Source organism: Cupriavidus sp. Agwp_2 (assembly GCF_040784895.1).
In the GTDB taxonomy this organism is placed as follows: domain Bacteria; phylum Pseudomonadota; class Gammaproteobacteria; order Burkholderiales; family Burkholderiaceae; genus Cupriavidus.
The window spans coordinates 101,303-117,676 of sequence record NZ_CP088085.1; the positions used below are offsets into that span (position 1 = coordinate 101,303).

A 16,374-nucleotide genomic window follows, 5' to 3' on the forward strand; every position below is an offset into this window, starting at 1 on the left:
CCGCCAGCGGGGGCTGCTTTCGCCGAGACCACGATGAATTTCCCGAAATTTTTTGTCGACCGCCCGATCTTCGCGGGCGTGCTGTCGGTGCTGATCTTCCTGATCGGCGCCATCTCGATGTTCAATTTACCGGTCTCGGAGTACCCGGAAGTGGTGCCGCCGTCAGTGGTGGTGCGCGCGCAGTTCCCGGGCGCCAATCCGAAGGTGATCGCGGAAACCGTGGCCACGCCGCTGGAAGAGCAGATCAACGGCGTCGAGGACATGCTCTACATGAACTCGCAAGCCAACACCGACGGCACGCTGACGCTGACGGTGACCTTCAAGCTGGGCACCGACCCGGACAAGGCCCAGCAACTCGTGCAGAACCGCGTCTCGCAGGCCGAGCCGCGCCTGCCGGAAGATGTTCGCCGCCTGGGCATCACCACCGTAAAGAGCTCGCCTGACCTGACCATGGTGGTCCACCTGGTCTCGCCCAACGACCGCTATGACACGACCTACCTGCGCAACTACGCGCTGATCAACGTGAAGGACCGCATCGCGCGGATCCAGGGCGTGGGCCAGGTTCGGTTGTTCGGCGCGGGGGACTACTCGATGCGCGTGTGGCTGAATCCGGAGAAGATCGCCGAGCGCGGGCTCGCCGCGTCGGACGTGGTGCGTGCCATCCGCGAGCAGAACGTACAGGTGGCGGCAGGCGTACTTGGCCAGTCGCCGGCGCTGCCGGGCACCGACCTGCAGCTGTCGGTAAACGCGCAGGGTCGTCTGCAGACCGTGGAAGAGTTCGGCGACATCATTGTCAAGACTTCGCCTGACGGTGTGGTCACGTACCTGAAGGACATCGCGCGCATCGAGCTGGGTGCGTCGGAATACGCGCTGCGTTCGCAGTTGGACAACAAGTCCGCCCTGTCGCTGCTGATCTTCCAGTCACCGGGGGCAAACGCGATCGATATCTCCAACGAAGTGCGCAAGACCATGGCCGAGCTGAAGCAGAACATGCCGGAAGGCGTGGCCTACAGCATCGTCTATGACCCCACGCAGTTCGTGCGCCACTCGATCGAGGCGGTGGTCCACACGCTGTTCGAGGCGATCGTGCTGGTGGTACTGGTGGTGATCCTGTTCCTGCAGACCTGGCGCGCATCGATCATTCCGTTGCTGGCGGTGCCGGTGTCGATCGTCGGTACCTTCGGGCTGATGCATGCGTTCGGCTTCTCGATCAACGCGCTCTCGCTGTTCGGGCTGGTGCTCGCCATTGGTATCGTGGTCGATGATGCGATCGTGGTGGTGGAGAACGTCGAGCGCAACATCGAGGAAGGGCTGACGCCGAAGGAGGCCACCTACAAGGCCATGCGCGAAGTCAGCGGCCCCATCATTGCCATCGCGCTGACGCTGATCGCCGTGTTCGTGCCGCTGGCGTTCATGACCGGCCTGACCGGCCAGTTCTACAAGCAGTTCGCGCTGACGATCTCGATCTCGACCATCATCTCGGCCTTCAACTCGCTGACGCTGTCTCCCGCGCTGTCGGCTCTGCTGCTGAAGAGCCATGACGCGCCCAAGGACTGGCTGACGCGTGGCATGGACAGGGTCTTCGGCAAGTTCTTCGTCCGCTTCAACCGCTTCTTCGGCCGCAGCTCCGAAAGCTATGGCCGTGGCGTGAAGGGTGTGATCCGCCGCAAGGGCTCGGTATTTGGCGTCTACGCCGTGATGCTGGTGGCCGCCTGGGGCGTGTTCCAGCTCGTGCCGAAGGGCTTTGTGCCGGCGCAGGACAAGCAGTACCTGGTGAGCTTTGCCAAGCTGCCTGACGGGGCCACGCTGGACCGCACCGAGGACGTGATGCGCCGCATGTCGGATATCGCGCTCAAGCATCCGGGGGTGGAATCGGCCGTTGCCTACCCGGGCCTGTCTATCAACGGCTTCACCAATGGTCCGAGCGCCGGCATCGTCTTTGTCACGCTGGACCCGTTCGAGAAGCGCAAGAGCAAGGAGCTGTCGGGCAAGGCCATTGCCGCGGACCTGAACAAGGAGTATGCCGCGATCCAGGACGCGTTCATTGCAGTATTCCCGCCGCCGCCAGTGCAGGGCCTCGGCACGATCGGCGGTTTCAAGCTGATGATCGAGGACCGCGCCGCGCTGGGCTATGACGCGCTGTTCGAAGCCACCAACGCGTTCATGACCAAGGCGCGCGCCACGCCCGAGCTCGCCGGCATCTTCAGCAACTACCAGGTGAACGTGCCGCAGCTTGACGTGCAGCTCGACCGTACCAAGGCCAAGCAACTCGGCGTGCCGGTGACCGATGTGTTCGATACGCTCCAGACCTACCTGGGTTCTGCCTACGTCAACGACTTCAACAAGTTCGGCCGGACCTACCAGGTCAAGGTGCAGGCGGATGCGCAGTACCGCCAGCATGCCGAGGACATCCTGCAGCTGAAGGCGCGCAGCGCCAGCGGCGAGATGGTGCCGCTGTCGTCGCTGGTGCAGGTGAAGCAGGGCTTTGGCCCGGATAGCGTGATCCGCTACAACGGCTTCACGGCCGCCGACTTGAATGGCGGACCGGCGCCGGGCTTCTCGTCGGGCCAGGCGCAGGCTGCCGCCGAGCGCATCGCTGCCGAAACCCTGCCAAAGGGGATCGGCTTCGAATGGACCGAGCTGACGTACCAGGACATCCTGGCCGGCAACGCGGGTGTGTGGATCTTCCCGCTGTGCGTGCTGCTGGTGTTCCTGGTGCTGGCCGCCCAGTATGAGAGCCTGACGCTGCCGCTGGCCGTGATCCTGATCGTGCCGACGAGCCTGCTGGCCGCCATGACGGGCGTATGGCTGACGCAAGGTGACAACAACATCTTCACGCAGATCGGCTTCATCGTGTTGGTGGGACTATCCGCGAAGAACGCGATCCTGATCGTCGAGTTCGCGCGCGAGCTGGAGCATCACGGCCGCACCGTGGTCGAGGCAGCGATCGAGGCCAGCCGCCTGCGCCTGCGTCCGATCCTGATGACGTCGTTCGCTTTCATCATGGGCGTGGTGCCGCTGGTGGTATCGAGCGGTGCCGGCTCGGAGATGCGCCAGGCCATGGGCGTGGCGGTGTTCGCGGGGATGCTTGGCGTGACGTTCTTCGGCCTGTTCCTGACGCCGGTGTTCTATGTGGCGCTGCGCCTGCTGGCCACGCGCGGCCAGCGCCGCGCGGCGGTGTCGACCGATGCAAAGGCCGCGCATGCCGTGGCGTCCGCAGAGTGATGGTGAAAGACATGCACAACATTAGCGATGCGATGAAGCGGAACGCGCCACGGCTTGCGGCCATGGCGGCTGCACTGGTGCTGGCCGGCTGCTCGCTGGCGCCGACCTACAAGGTGCCGGAGACACCCAGCGCCTCGACCTTCAAGGAAGCCGAGGCCGTCGCGGCCGAGAGCGCGCAATGGAAGACCGCCACGCCGGCCGAAGGCCAGCAGCGCGGTGAGTGGTGGAAGCTGTTTGGCGATGCCGATCTGGACCGGCTGATCGACGCGGCCAACGCTCACAACCAGGAGCTGGCAGCGGCGGCGGCGCGCCTGAAGCAGGCGCGTGCGTTCACCGGCGCCACCGAGGCGGACCGGTACCCGCAACTGAGCGTGGGCCTGGACCCGACGCGCTCGCAGCCGTCAGCGGCCTCGCAGGGGCTGCCCGATGGCGCGCGCGTGGCGCCCCAGACGGTGCTCAAGGCGCGCGCGTTCGCCAGCTACGAGCTTGACCTGTTCGGCCGCGTGGCCAGTAGCGTGGACGCCGCGCGTGCCGAAGAGCGGGGAGCCGAGGACCTGTACCGGTCCGTGCAACTGGCGCTGCAGGCCGACGTGGCGCAGGCCTACTTCGCGCTGCGCACGCTGGACAGTGACCGCGAGTTGCTCAACGCGACGATCAGGCTGCGTGAGGGCGCGCTGTCGCTGCTGCGCAAGCGGTACGAAGCAGGGGAGACCACCGACCTGGATCCGGCCCGTGCCGAAAGCGAACTGGGCACCGCACGCGCCGACCTGGCCGGCATCGAGCGCCGCCGCGCCAACCAGGAACACGCGCTGGCCGTGCTGACCGGCGTCTCCCCCGCGCAGTTCGGGCTCGCCACCCGGCCGTTCGATACCGCTCCGGTGGCCGTGCCGGCGGGGCTGCCGTCGGAACTGCTCGAGCGCCGGCCCGATATTTCGGCGGCGGAACGCCAGATGGCGGCCGCCAATGCGCGCATCGGCATCGCCCGCGCGGCGTTTTTCCCGCGCATCTCGCTCACGGCGCTGTTCGGCTTCGAGTCGGCGGACTTGTCGAACCTGTTCAAATGGTCGTCGCGCACATGGATGCTGGGTCCGCTGGTCGGTTCTACGGTGGCGCAGACCGTGTTCGACGGTGGCCGCAACCGCTCGAACCTGGTTGGCGCCCGCGCCGCGCACGAAGAGAGCGTGGCGCGCTACCGGCAGACCGTGCTGTCGGCGTTCCGTGAGGTGGAGGACAGCCTGGCCGACGTGCGCTGGCTCAGCCAGCAGGCCACTGCGCTCGACAGCGCCCTGGCCGGCGCGAAACGGGCCCAGCGCATCTCGCGCAGCCGCTACGATGCCGGTGCCGTCGACTACCTGGCCGTGATCGACGCCGATCGCACCGTGCTGCAGTCGCAGCGCGATGCCAATGCGGTGGCAGGCTTGCGTGCCGCGGCGACGGTGTCGCTGGTGCGCAGCCTCGGCGGTGGATGGAGCCAGCGGCAGCAATCCTGACAGCGTGCGTGCTGCCGGGTGTGTTGGAGCGGGAATCAGGAGACCTGTCGCTCACACCAGGCCGGCAGCCGGTGCCATGCCGCTTATCGGCCCGGTGGCCGTGGTCGCCCCTAAGCACAAGCGGTGTGTCTTCGCCTTGCGGTTCCCGCGGAAGTTGTATAGCATTGCAACTACGATACATCAAGTCTTAGTATGCCATGTCCCAAATCAGTACAGGCGTTGAATACAGCCTCCACTGCCTGCTGTACCTGACGCATTCGCAGTCGGCGGTGGAAGAAGCGAGCGTCCGTGATCTGGCTGAACTTCAGGGCGTTCCACACGACTTCCTGGCCAAGCTGTTCACCAAGCTGGCCAAGGCCAAACTGGTGGTCGCCACGGAGGGCATCAAGGGTGGATTCCGGCTCGCGCGGCCCGCCAACCACATTACCGTCCACGAGGTCGTGGTTGCGATCGATGGCGAGAAGCCGCTCTTCGACTGCCTCGAGATCCGCGGCCGCTGTGCCGTCTTCAATGATGATGCACCGGGCTGGGCGACACGCGGCGTTTGCTCGGTTCACGCTGTCATGCAGGCTGCCGAGAAGGCCATGCGAGCGGAACTGAAACGGCATACCCTGGCCGACCTTTCCCAGCGCGTGAATGACAAGACGCCGGCCAGCTACGGTGTGCAGGTTGTCAACTGGCTGTCGGATCGAGCGGCCAACCGGCGGGGCGACAGGGCTGCGCCCGCGCGCGCGGGTTCACGCAAGAGCGCCTGAGGTCCGCGCGTTCAAGTCTCCAGCATCGCCTTTTCTCCTCATCGCTTGCGGAGGCGTTTTTTCGCCTGGCTTCTTCAGACTCGTCACATCTGACCTGCCAACAATGCGCGACTAAACAGCGACTACTTAGTCCTTGTTTGGGTCTATACGGCTGGCGCTGGGCAACGCGGTGGTGCTCAAGCCAGATCCCCGCACGGCGGTGGCGGTGGCTTTGTGGTTGCGCGACTGTTCGAACTCGCCGGCCTGCCGGCTGGCGCGCTGCACGTGCTAACCGTACCGAGTACGGGCTGTCAATGGGCATCGTCTCCGGCAATGTCGCTCGGGCATTGCGCATTGGGGAGCGCCTGCGCACTGGCATGCTGCATATCAACGACCAGACAGTCAACGACGAGGTCATCAACCCGGTCGGCGGCGTCGGCGCGTCTGGCAACGGTACCAGCATCGGCGGAGCAGCCAACTGGGAGGAATTTACCCAGTGGCAATGGATGACCATTCAGGGCGAAGCGCCACAGTACCCGATTTAATGGGATTCCAGAAGCAACAATGCCATCGGCTTCCGTTTGCGCAAGGTCGCGGTGATTCGCGGCAAGGGCCTGCTGCTGACGGCGATCGGTTGAACCCGCAATCGATATTAGTCACCACGCCCACGCTGACGAGACGCCGTTCGCTGCCGGAATCCGCTTGGGTCCACACCATGCTGTTTGTAGAACGCCTGCGAGAAATTGCTGCGACTGGAGAAACCAACGGCGTGCGCCACCTGGGAAACCTGCAGGGTTGTAGTTGCCAGCAATTCCGCGCCCTTGTGCAGCCGCACCGCGCGCAGCATGGCCATCGGGGTCTGGCCGAACGCCCGTTCGAAGTGCGAAGCGAACGCTGAACGGCTCATTCCAGCCAGATCGGCCAGCCGCTGCACCGACAGTGGCGCTTCCGGTTGTTCAAAGAGCTTTTCCAACGCGAGCAGCAGCCGGGGATCGGCAACGGCCGCCGTCCACGACAACTCCGCGTTATCGCTCTCCATCTGACGCCGCAGCAGCATGACCAGGCATTGCTTGAGCAATGCCTCGATCAGCACCCTCGATCCCAGTCCGGGCTGTGCGGATTCCGCCAGCAGCATGACGAACTGGTCTCTCAACCCCGCCGGCCCGTCGAACCGCGTCACGATTGGATGCCGCAGCATCCTGAAGGGATCGGCGGTACTCGTCGCGAAGCGCAACTCCCCACACGCCATCTCAACTCCCGCTGCCGCCTCGCCCACCTTTACCGTCGGCGCGGTTTCGCGCGCGGACCATGAGCCAAGCCTTGCCCGCTCCACCGACATCGTCGGCGACTCGAAAGCGCTTTCCAGCCGGTAGGAAACGCCCGGCGGCATCAGGACAAAACTGTGCGGCTGCAGAGCGATGCGGTGGCCGTTGCCTGCGTCGAGCGTTCCGCGGCCGTCCAGGCAGTAGTGCAGGCTGGCGGTTTCGCACGCATCGAAGCGCACGCTCCACCCATCGCGAATGTCGCACCGTGTGATGTGCGTGACACCAATGTCAAGTGTGGCAAGGAAATGCTCGAGCACACGATGTGCAGAAGGGGGAGAGGCCATCTTTGGACGAATTGAAACCAAACTAAGACCAAGTGGAACCTTGCCATTCCTATCATACCTACTCCAACCCCAACCTTGATGGAGTTTTCATGTTTGATATGAAGGATCTTGCCCGTTTGAGGAAGCTGGACGAAAACGCTCCTGAAGCGATGAAGAGCTTCCGTGCATTTGACCACGCAGCTTTTGCCGACGGCGCGCTTTCGGCGCAGCAGAAACAGATTATTGCGGTGGCCGTGGCGCTGACGACGCAGTGCCCTTATTGCATCGCCCTGCATACCAAGGCCGCCCACGATGCCGGCGCCACCAATGCGCAACTTGCAGAAGCCGCACTCGTCGCCGCCGCCATCCGGGCGGGCGGTGCGGTCACGCATGCCACGCACCTGTTCCGAGACTGAACGCCATCCAACGAACCTTACCGCGCAAGGGGAGCCCCGAACTCCGTGGGGCGACTTCATTCCGGTAAGGGACGCGTCTGATACGAGGAGGTCTGCGCCACCGGGGCGTGCTCCTCCACCACACCACATATCCGTTGAGGAGTAACTATGCAAGCCATCAAACCCGTCGCCACAACGCGCACCAGCGAAGCCATCAACAACCACGAGGCATTGCTGCGCTGGTCTCTGGTTGTCGTCTTTCTCTGGTTCGGCGGGATGAAATTTACCGGCTACGAAGCGCAGGGGATTGCGCCGTTCATCGAGAATAGCCCCTTCATGGCCTGGCTGATCGACGTGTTCGGTGTACGTGGCGCCAGCGCTGTCATTGGCGTGATGGAACTGTCCACCGCGGTGACGCTGGCCGCCGGCGCCTTCCATCACAGGGTGGCGGTACTTGGTGCAGCCATGTCATGCGCGACATACGTGATCACGCTGACGTTCTTTGTCACCACCCCCGGCGTTGCCGAGCCGACCGCTGGCGGGTTTCCGGCGATCTCAGCGCCAATCGGCCAGTTCCTGCTGAAGGACCTCGTGCTGTTGGCAGCGTCGGCTTCCCTGCTGCGCACGGCGCTGGCACGTTGGCAGGCGGCGCGTTCCCGGTGGGATCGCCGTTGAGTACGTAGCAGTGTTCTGCGGCATGCCGAATCTTGGCCGGCTTCCGACCGACGCGAGCCCACAAGGACGCCGGGGCAGCGGAGGCTATGAGTGTTGACGGGCATTAGCCAGGCCTGTCGCTAACATCCATCGTCGAAGCCCATCCAGGCGCCCGCGACCCCTTGCAAGGTACTGGCACAACAGCGTCGGCTCTTTTCGTCCTGGCCGTTCCGATCTCTGCGCACGCGTGAAGGGGTAGATACCGCGAGTTGGACGCCCGCACGTCGTCTCGCTCAGTCGTCGTGACGATGCTTCTTGTGGCCTTTATGCTTGCCGGGATTGCCATGCTTGTGATCATCGGCGTAGTTGTTGCGCGACACATTGCCGCCCAGCGCCGATCCGGCCGCGCCGCCAGCAGCGGCACCAACGATACCGCCAGTGCGGCCGCCCAAGGCATTTCCCGCCGCCGCGCCAGCGCCACCGCCCAGCGCGCCACCCACAATGGCCCCGGTTCGTTCCTTCTTGTTGGCTGTCACCGCACCGCCCGCGCCGCCTCCCAGCGCGCCGCCGATGACAGCACCGCTGCTGCCTCCCAGCGCTCCACCGACCGCCGCGCCTGCGGCACCGCCCAGCCCACCGCCGGCAGCATTTTTCAGGTCTTCAGCCAGTGCCGATGTGGTTGCGGCAGTTAGCAGCAGGGTCAAGCACAGTCCGCGAAGTGAATTTTGAGGCATTTTTTCCTTGAGTAGCGAGGGTTGGCAATGAGTCGACGGGAAGTCTACACGCTACACGGGAGGTCCAATTCAGGGATTGCCTGGCCTTAGTGGGGGCAGCGCGCGATTCGCGAGCGTGCCGATGGGCGTTGCACCAGGCGCGAAGCGCGCTCTTCAGTCTGTGGGGCCGACCAACGCTAGCGGTTGCTGCATCAATCCCTGTTGCGATCTTTGCCGCGGCCGTGGCCGCCGTCCCAATCATGGTGGCGGCTGCCCTCGTCAGCGCGGTGATTGCTACGACCATTACTCCGGTGCTCTCCGCGCTCGCTCCGTCGTTCCCGACCACGATTCTCAGTAAGCTCGTCGCGGTGATGCCATCCTTGTTTTTCGCCGCGGCTTTCGCCTTGATCTCGACCACGGGTCCAGCTTCGGCTGTCGCCGTTGTTCCAATCCCGGCTTCTGCTTCTCTTCTCGTCCCAGTCGCGGCCTCGATCCCAGCTACCGTCCCATTTTCGGTTGCCGCCATGGTAGTGGCCGCTGTCCCAGCCAGAGTAGCCACCGCCATAGAGGGGACGTGAGTATCCGCGATGGTAATAGTCGTCTTCGTAGGGAGCGACGGCGCAGCCGGTAAACAGTGCTGCCGCAGCTACGGTGAGCACACGAACGGAATGCATGATGACCTGAGTTGGCAAAAGTGCCGCAAGAATACCGATGGGTACTCCGCTGAGTTGTAAGAAATGGTGTCCATCGAACTCAGCCACGAAGGGTTCTCACAGACAGCCGCGCGATCTCGGCCCGTCGCACCCCTCACAGCGATTTCAGATACTCGGCCAGGTCGGCAATTTCCTGGTTGGTCAGCCCCAGTCCCTGCTTCGTGTTGTAGGTCTTCACGACATCCGACAACGTCGCCGCTGATCCGTCATGAAAGTAGGGGGCGTGTTGCCAGATGCCCCTTAGTGACGTGGTCCGGTAGGCTTGGTCGCGGAGCGCGAGGCGTAGCTTGGGGTTTCCGGCTCGGCAATCGAGTCGGCGGACGGGTGCAGGACCGAGTTTGCATCGGCAAATGCCGCGGAGGCCGGAAGGTACGGAGAGACCCCGACCCAGATTTCGATCGGCGAGGCGGGGATATGATGGCTGACGCGGTCGAAAGAGGCCTGGGATTGAGGCGGGCTACCGTCCGGAACCCAGATCTTTGTCACCTTTCCGTAAGTAGGCACGTCTAATGGTCAGAAACGGGAGCGAAATCGCCAATACGAACACAAACCGGAATGCCAGGTCCCCAAGATGTCTGCCGTCGATGCCCACACGGATGCCGAACTGATAGCCAGCGCCCGTGCCGGCGCCGCCTCTGCCTTCGAGGTCATCATGCGGCGCAACAACCGCTTGCTGTTCCGGACGGCGAGGGGGGCTGGTCCCGGACGATGCCGAAGCTCAGGACTTTCAGCTTGCCGGTCCACGCTGCGACGCGGTAGTCAATCACGTACTAGCAGCCCTTCGCATGCGCGGGCTGCTCCGTTCGGGATGCGACTGATGTGATTGACAAGGCGGAACGGCGGTGCGGTCCTCGTTACCCAGGGCCGTCATTGTCAAGTCCGCGCTACCTCCATCGTCTCTGGCGCAGTATGCTGTTATCGTTGCCCGGCAGTTAACTTGATTTTTCTTGAGCACTATTCTCGCGGGCAAGGGCGACTCCATGCCGAATCCGGAAGCTGGTGTTTGGGCACGCCGTACCTGGAGGTGTGGCTTTACGAGCAGTTCTGATCGGCAATCTGTACAGACCGAATTTCCAGTCTTTCGCTCCGCCTCCGACAATGCCGGCCGCTTTAGATCCCAATGGCCCTAAGGACAATTACCGAACCCTGCTGTACTTCGGTTGGCTGACACTATTTGTCCATCTGGCGACGCCGGCCGGTTACCTGATTGATATACAGACGTCGTACCTACTCAAGAATGAGTTGCATGCGACAGCGACGCAGATCTCGGCATTCCGGCTGATTACCGGCATACCCGTGTATATTGCGTTTGCTTTTGGGCTCGCGCGCGATCATTGGAATCCGCTCGGATTGCGAGACCGCGGCTTCTTCCTGATTTTCGCTCCCACCACCGCGGCGGCATTCACCTGGATGGCGTTTGCGGGGACTTCATACACGGGACTGGTCGTCGGAATGCTGCTGGCAATGCTGTCATCCCGATTTACTGCCGCAGCCTATCAGGGGTTACTCGCACTGGTGGGCCAGGAAAAGCTCATGTCTGGGCGCCTGAGCGCTTTGTCCAACGTGGTCAGCTCCGTTCCCGTCGTTGCGGGAGCGTTCGCTTCCGGGCTCGTGTCCGATCATCTTGCCCCACAAGAGGCCTTCTTGTTAGTGGCGATGGTCACGCTGTTGATTGCCGTGTTCGGGCTCTGGAATCCCACTTCCGTCTTCGGCCATGTGTACGAGAAGCCGCAAGCCGGGAGCGCGGATTTCGTTGGTAATGTCAGACGGCTAGTGAAGCATAAGGCCGTCTATCCAGCCCTGCTCATCTGCTTTCTGTGGAACTTTGCGCCAGGGTCTGCCACGCCGCTGCAGTTCTATCTGAGCAATGAGCTAAATGCGTCGGATTCCGTGTATTCATACTACAACGGCATCTTCGCCGCCGCGTTCATCCCGACATTCTTGCTGTACGGCGTGTTATGCAAGAAGGTATCGCTGAACAAGCTGCTGTGGTGGGGAACGATCGTCGCAGTGCCGCAGATGGTTCCGCTGGCATTCATTCACTCAGCCGATCTCGCCCTGGTGTTGGCGGCACCGATAGGGCTGATGGGCGGGGTAGCCACGGCAGCATACTTCGATCTTGCGATGCGGTCCTGTCCACCGGGCCTGCAAGGGACCTTGATGATGCTGGTCGATGGTGTTCTCGCGCTCTCGGCGCGTGCCGGGGATTTGTTGGGCTCATGGATTTATAACAGCGGCGCAGCGCACGGCTTCACGTTGTGTGTGATCGCGACTACCGTGGTGTACGCACTGATTCTCCCTTTGATTCCGCTGACGCCGAAAGCATTGATTGCTACCAAGGACGGAGAACCAAATCCGGAGGTTGCGGCCGACGGCAATGGTTAGCGCAGCATACTGGCCAGAAGTGAGCAGCACGGTGAGGATCGTTCTCACTCGCAGTTGACGGACGCCAGCAATGATCACTGGACCACGTAGCGTCCCGGGCGGTGGTTGGTCGCCAATACAAAGTTGAGGACAACGGCACCGAGAATGGAGAGAGCGACGCGCGGCCATGGAACGGTCAGGAGAGCCGCTCCGACGACCGCTGCATCCACCGCCATCTGGATATGGCCGGCACGCCAGTTGTGCCGTTCCTGAAGCACGAGAGCAAGGATGCCGATACCGCCAAGGCTCGCCTTGTGCCGAAACAGAATCAGGAATCCGTTGCCCAATAGTACGCCTCCCAGGATTGCAGCAAGCGTGGGGTCGAGCGTGGCGAAGCTGAGGCAGCGTGGCAGCAAGTCGGCTTCGACTGAGAACAACAATACCGCCACAAACGTCCGGAAAGTGAACGTCCCGCCCATGAATTTCCATGCAAGCCAGTAGAAGGGCAGGTTGAAGACGAAGAACGCTACGCTGAACGGCATGCCGCCGAGGTAATGGGCAAGGAATGCCAGACCAGCCGTACCGCCCGAAAGCAAACCTGCCTGCTTGAACATGGATACTGCCAGTGCGACAAGCAGTGTGCCTATTATCAGTGCCTGCAAGTTCTCTATGGGAGTGTGTTGGGCGATTGCAGGCTTCATGGCGGAGGGGGGCGAAGATGGCTTCGATACTGCCCATCAAGATAAGTCGGGCGCAAGTCGGACTACGACTGACAAAGTGTAGCGACGCTGGACGAGCCCTTGCATGATCCTGGTCAAGTGTCAGCCGCCAAGATATGGGTTCGTTCAGCACTGATTTCGTCGTCCAATAGATCTCCGCCGGACTGTCTCGATGCAAACCGCTGCTACCCGCTCGACTCCTCGCCGGCAAGCGACTCTTGCGAACTCGGCGGCCGGCACTTCCCGACAACCCTGAACGGTCACTCCGTGGGCTTTGAAATGGACGCCTCTGTTGATCCGATCGCGCCTGCGACCTTCATGTAGACCTTTTGAAAGAGATCGCTCTTCTGGCATCCGCTTCGGTCCGATTTCCCCGAGCCATGCCACGAATACGCAAGGCGGACAGGCCCTCCCTCAGGTTTGCCTCGCATTGGGTGGCCCTGCTTCTGAGTCGCATAGCTATTCCAGGAAGACGTAGAGGACTTTTGAAACCTGCGACGACGGAATGCGTCTCCGAGCGAGATAGCAGGTCCCGACTGCGCCGCTCGTCCCGATGGCCACACTGACTGGTAAGGCGGCGTCGGTGGCATAGTTGGTGGATCGGCCTTTCATCTGGAGCGAGCGTCGTGAGTAACGGGGATGACCTTAGACGAATCGGGGGCGAGCCGGGAAAGAGAGATGGCCGGGATCCGGCCTTACGCGCTATCATCCGGCCATCTGGTCCACAGCAAACGACAGGAGCAGCCAATCATGCGACACATCGGTCAGACTGTCTCGTTCATCCGTCCCGACGGCCAGTCGGTCAACGGCTACCTTGCCAGGCCGGATCTCACCGACGGCGCCCCGGCCATCATCGTTGTCCAGGAGTGGTGGGGGCTGAACAACCAGATTCGCGGCGTGGCCGACCGCCTTGGGCGTGCCGGCTACTACGCGCTGGTGCCGGACCTCTACCGCGGCGCCAGCACGGTCGAGCAGGAAGAGGCCCACCACCTGATGTCCAAGCTGAACTTCGGTGACGCCGTGGCGCAGGACATCCGCGGCGCCGTGCAGTACCTCGGCACCCTGAGCAGCCGCATCGGTATCACCGGCTTCTGCATGGGTGGCGCGCTGACGCTGCTGTCGCTGAACGCCATCCCCGAGCTGAAGGCAGGTGTGCCGTTCTACGGCATGCCGCCGCTGGAAGCCATCGACCCTGCCAATATCAAGGTGCCGGTGCTCGTCCACTCGGCCGCGCAGGACGCGTTCTTTGCGGCCGAGAACTTCGACAAGCTCGAGGAGAAGCTGCGCGCCGGCGGCGTCGATGCGACGTTCCACCGTTACCTCGCGCACCATGCCTTTGCCAACGAGGAAGCCATCGGCGACGGCCGCATCGCCGGTACCCAGTACGACGCCGCTTGGGCGCAGGTCGCCTGGGACCGCACACTGACGTTCTTCGCGCGCCACCTCTGGCGCTGATCATCGCCAGCCGGAAGCATCCCGTCTGCGGCCCGGCAAACCGGTCGGTCACGTCGCGCTTACGACAGCAACCGCGGTGTCCGGGTCCAGCTTTCCATGTCCCGGACCTGCCGGATGAGGGCGGCGATTTCGTCCGGGCTTGCTCCTCCGGCAAAGCGGGCCAGGCGCAGCAGCTTTTGCTCGATCTCCTCGTCAGTAAGCGGGTTGACGGGGTCGCCCTTGGGCATCCGCACGACGGACTCGAGCTCGCGGCCTTCGACCGTGACCACGCGTACCTTGCCGATCCATCGCTGCGGATAGGCGGCATCGACCTCGTTGTCCAATTTCATCGACACACGGGTGCGGAAGGCCTCGACCTCCGGTGCTGTCCGTATGGCGCCGTAGAGCTACTCGGTGCCTGCGCGGCCATGAATGCATACTTTGCGAATCGAGCCGAAGAAGCCTGCCCACGGCAACCGCTGCGGCAAGCGTTCCCACCGTGGCAGTCGTGTGAAAGATGCGATAGTGCGAGCGTCCCAGGTATTCCGCAACGCGCGCCCCCACTTCAAGACTTGTATCGGTCGATCAAGCGCTTCGTGGTCATCGTACTATCCGTATTTTTCTGGCGGTATGTACAGAAAATGGCTTATCTATCAATAACTTACAGATTGTCCGACGGCGCGTGATTTATTGCGCCGTCAAAGCCTTGCTACAGGCGGGTCTGCGGTCCGCTACCGCCGATGACCTATGGCGGACTGTACCTGGCCATCAGCCGCTACTTTCCGCCCAAGCAGCTCGATTACGTCCTTGCCTCGCACGCCGATCCGGATATTGTCGCTTCGGTCGGCCGCTGGCTAAGCGGCTCCGACTGTCGCGTGGTGATTTCCGGCGTGTGGGCACGCTTTCTTCCGCATTTCTGCCAGGCCGGCATGACCTCCGGCCGCATCGAGACCATTTCCGACCAGGGCGCGCACATCCCCCTCGGCCACGGCACGCTGGTGGCCGTGCCAGCGCATTTCCTTCATTCGGAGGGAAACTTCCAGTTCTACGACCCGGTCAGCAAGATCCTGTTCTCGGGCGACCTGGGCGCGGCTATGACCGGCGCCGACGTGGCCAGCACTACGGTCTCGGACTTCGACGCGCATGCGCGCCACATGCTGCCTTTCCACCAGCGCTATATGAGCGGCAACCGCGCTTGCCGACTGTGGGCCGCCATGGCGCGGACGCTCGATATCGACTGGATCGTTCCCCAACACGGACCATCGTTTTGCGGCAAGGAGATGGTGGCGCGCTTCATCGACTGGGTCGAAGGCCTGTCATGCGGGCTGGATTTACTGACTCAGAAGAACTATCGCGTGCCACCGGCCGGCGCCACGACGCTTGCGCTCGCGAAACGCCAGTGCCCCGATGAGACCGTTTCGGAATAATCGAGAACGCGCTCATCCCGTGCCGCCGCTGGTACGCGGAATTATGCCGTCACGCCTTCGGTTTGATAGCCGTTTTCCAACTCTAAAATAGCGCCTGGGGATGAGATGCCGATTACCAGTTTATCTGTGAGATCGTAGGCCATGCCGAAGTACAAATGGACGGCTCCCGACCCACGGGGCTGACTTATCGGCACCGGCGAGCTGGAGTGCTACCATTAAACATAACGCCCGTAGGGCGAACTTTGCCTGGACATTGCCTGCCGCGGCAAAGCTGGAATGTCCGATTTGGCCGAGACATGCCAGACCCGGCAGGGTGGACTCAATCCCGGCTGGGGCGTCAATTGCACATTAGTCCCTCCTGGAACCTCATCCCGACAGGGCGGCAGACCGACTACGATGTTGTTGTGGCATCCTTGCTGTTGGATAACAAAAAAAGCAGGGTTGGGGTCAACATGTACAAGAGCTTGCTGCTAGTCGCGGCCGCCACGGCCGTTTTCATCTACTACAAAACTCACGCGCCGCTGGAAAATGTGGGGGTCGACGCCGAGCCACAGCCGATCGCGGTTTCGATTATTGCCCCAACGCCGGAATCAGTCTTCCGCTGCGAGGGCAAACAGCACTGTAGCCAGATGTCTTCCTGCGCGGAAGCCCGCTTCTACCTAAAGAACTGCCCAGCGGTGAAAATGGATGGCGATGGTGACGGCATTCCATGTGAGACGCCGCCTCTCCAGTGCACGTTTTGACGCGCTGATGAGGTAGTTCACGCGCTACCATTTTTCACGAAGACGCGGAGCGGGAAACCGCATGCGGCAATTGGCGAGGCATCCGGCTGCTATGCGGCCATCGCTTCCGACCCGGAATGGCCGTTCGGACTCGGCCACCAAGGTCCGCTTCCGATGCAGCAGGCTTTGGCCCCGT

14 protein-coding genes and 4 pseudogenes are annotated in these 16,374 nt (G+C 62.7%); 11 read left to right on the forward strand and 7 right to left on the reverse strand.

Translation table 11 applies throughout. The annotated features are described in order from the left end of the window. The first annotated feature begins 33 nt into the window (after nt 1-33). The 4 genes and pseudogenes from LPA45_RS30740 to LPA45_RS30755 form a co-directional block, all read left to right on the forward strand. Nucleotides 34-3,225 (forward strand): efflux RND transporter permease subunit, encoded by a 3,192-nt coding sequence (locus tag LPA45_RS30740; protein WP_317925016.1) that lies wholly within the window; start codon nt 34-36, stop codon nt 3,223-3,225. An 11-nt stretch (nt 3,226-3,236) separates the two neighbouring features. Continuing rightward, nucleotides 3,237-4,715, forward strand: a complete 1,479-nt coding sequence (locus LPA45_RS30745; RefSeq protein WP_317925017.1) for an efflux transporter outer membrane subunit — start codon at nt 3,237-3,239, stop codon at nt 4,713-4,715. Nucleotides 4,716-4,912: 197 nt separating this feature from the next. Next, on the forward strand, nt 4,913-5,470 hold the full coding sequence (locus LPA45_RS30750) for an Rrf2 family transcriptional regulator (protein ID WP_367395316.1): 558 nt from the start codon (nt 4,913-4,915) through the stop codon (nt 5,468-5,470). Nucleotides 5,471-5,730: 260 nt separating this feature from the next. Next, nucleotides 5,731-5,994: pseudogene (locus LPA45_RS30755) on the forward strand (aldehyde dehydrogenase family protein); the annotation flags it as partial. 107 nt (nt 5,995-6,101) lie between these two features. Here the strand turns inward: LPA45_RS30755 and LPA45_RS30760 are convergent. After that, nucleotides 6,102-7,031, reverse strand: coding sequence for an AraC family transcriptional regulator (locus LPA45_RS30760; protein ID WP_317925252.1), 930 nt, complete (start codon nt 7,029-7,031; stop codon nt 6,102-6,104). Between the two features lie 116 nt (nt 7,032-7,147). Here LPA45_RS30760 and LPA45_RS30765 point away from each other — a divergent pair, with 116 nt between their 5' ends. Together LPA45_RS30765 and LPA45_RS30770 are read left to right on the forward strand one after the other, a co-directional pair. Next, the gene (locus tag LPA45_RS30765; RefSeq protein ID WP_116318576.1) at nt 7,148-7,453 is read left to right on the forward strand and encodes a carboxymuconolactone decarboxylase family protein; all 306 of its coding nucleotides are present in this window, start codon (nt 7,148-7,150) and stop codon (nt 7,451-7,453) included. A gap of 147 nt (nt 7,454-7,600) precedes the next feature. Beyond that, complete coding sequence (locus LPA45_RS30770; RefSeq protein WP_317925249.1) at nt 7,601-8,107, forward strand: YkgB family protein; 507 nt, start codon at nt 7,601-7,603, stop codon at nt 8,105-8,107. A 272-nt stretch (nt 8,108-8,379) separates the two neighbouring features. Here the strand turns inward: LPA45_RS30770 and LPA45_RS30775 are convergent, their stop codons facing one another. The 3 genes and pseudogenes from LPA45_RS30775 to LPA45_RS30785 all read right to left on the reverse strand — a co-directional run. Then, complete coding sequence (locus LPA45_RS30775) at nt 8,380-8,820, reverse strand: hypothetical protein (protein WP_116318578.1); 441 nt, start codon at nt 8,818-8,820, stop codon at nt 8,380-8,382. Between the two features lie 191 nt (nt 8,821-9,011). Further along, nucleotides 9,012-9,560, reverse strand: a complete 549-nt coding sequence (locus tag LPA45_RS30780) for a hypothetical protein (RefSeq protein ID WP_317925246.1) — start codon at nt 9,558-9,560, stop codon at nt 9,012-9,014. 163 nt (nt 9,561-9,723) lie between these two features. Continuing rightward, nucleotides 9,724-9,960, reverse strand: a pseudogene (locus tag LPA45_RS30785) (hypothetical protein); the annotation flags it as partial. 123 nt (nt 9,961-10,083) lie between these two features. Between LPA45_RS30785 and LPA45_RS30790 the strand changes: the two are divergent. Together LPA45_RS30790 and LPA45_RS30795 are read left to right on the forward strand one after the other, a co-directional pair. Beyond that, nucleotides 10,084-10,237, forward strand: a pseudogene (locus LPA45_RS30790) (RNA polymerase subunit sigma-24); the annotation flags it as partial. Nucleotides 10,238-10,610: 373 nt separating this feature from the next. Next, complete coding sequence (locus LPA45_RS30795; protein ID WP_317925245.1) at nt 10,611-11,897, forward strand: MFS transporter; 1,287 nt, start codon at nt 10,611-10,613, stop codon at nt 11,895-11,897. Nucleotides 11,898-11,971: 74 nt separating this feature from the next. On the opposite strand, the gene LPA45_RS30800 is transcribed toward LPA45_RS30795, so the two are convergent. After that, nucleotides 11,972-12,577 carry a YitT family protein gene (locus tag LPA45_RS30800; RefSeq protein ID WP_116318582.1) on the reverse strand — a complete coding sequence of 202 codons (606 nt, stop codon included), beginning with the start codon at nt 12,575-12,577 and terminating at the stop codon, nt 11,972-11,974. A 768-nt stretch (nt 12,578-13,345) separates the two neighbouring features. Between LPA45_RS30800 and LPA45_RS30805 the strand changes: the two genes are divergently transcribed. Next, nucleotides 13,346-14,050, forward strand: a complete 705-nt coding sequence (locus tag LPA45_RS30805) for a dienelactone hydrolase family protein (protein ID WP_199414544.1) — start codon at nt 13,346-13,348, stop codon at nt 14,048-14,050. 59 nt (nt 14,051-14,109) lie between these two features. Here LPA45_RS30805 and LPA45_RS30810 read toward each other — a convergent pair whose 3' ends face one another. Both LPA45_RS30810 and LPA45_RS34240 read right to left on the reverse strand, forming a co-directional pair. Further along, on the reverse strand, nt 14,110-14,424 hold the full coding sequence (locus LPA45_RS30810; protein WP_376790711.1) for a hypothetical protein: 315 nt from the start codon (nt 14,422-14,424) through the stop codon (nt 14,110-14,112). A gap of 52 nt (nt 14,425-14,476) precedes the next feature. Beyond that, nucleotides 14,477-14,593 (reverse strand): annotated as a pseudogene (locus LPA45_RS34240) (MmgE/PrpD family protein); the annotation flags it as partial. Between the two features lie 176 nt (nt 14,594-14,769). On the opposite strand from LPA45_RS34240, the gene LPA45_RS30820 reads away from it, so the two are divergent. Then, entirely contained in the window at nt 14,770-15,456 is a 687-nt protein-coding gene (locus LPA45_RS30820) for an MBL fold metallo-hydrolase (protein ID WP_367395317.1), read from the forward strand. A gap of 452 nt (nt 15,457-15,908) precedes the next feature. Beyond that, nucleotides 15,909-16,199: an excalibur calcium-binding domain-containing protein gene (locus LPA45_RS34245; protein ID WP_376790712.1), complete on the forward strand. Its 291-nt coding sequence runs from the start codon at nt 15,909-15,911 to the stop codon at nt 16,197-16,199. The last annotated feature ends 175 nt before the right edge of the window (nt 16,200-16,374 follow it).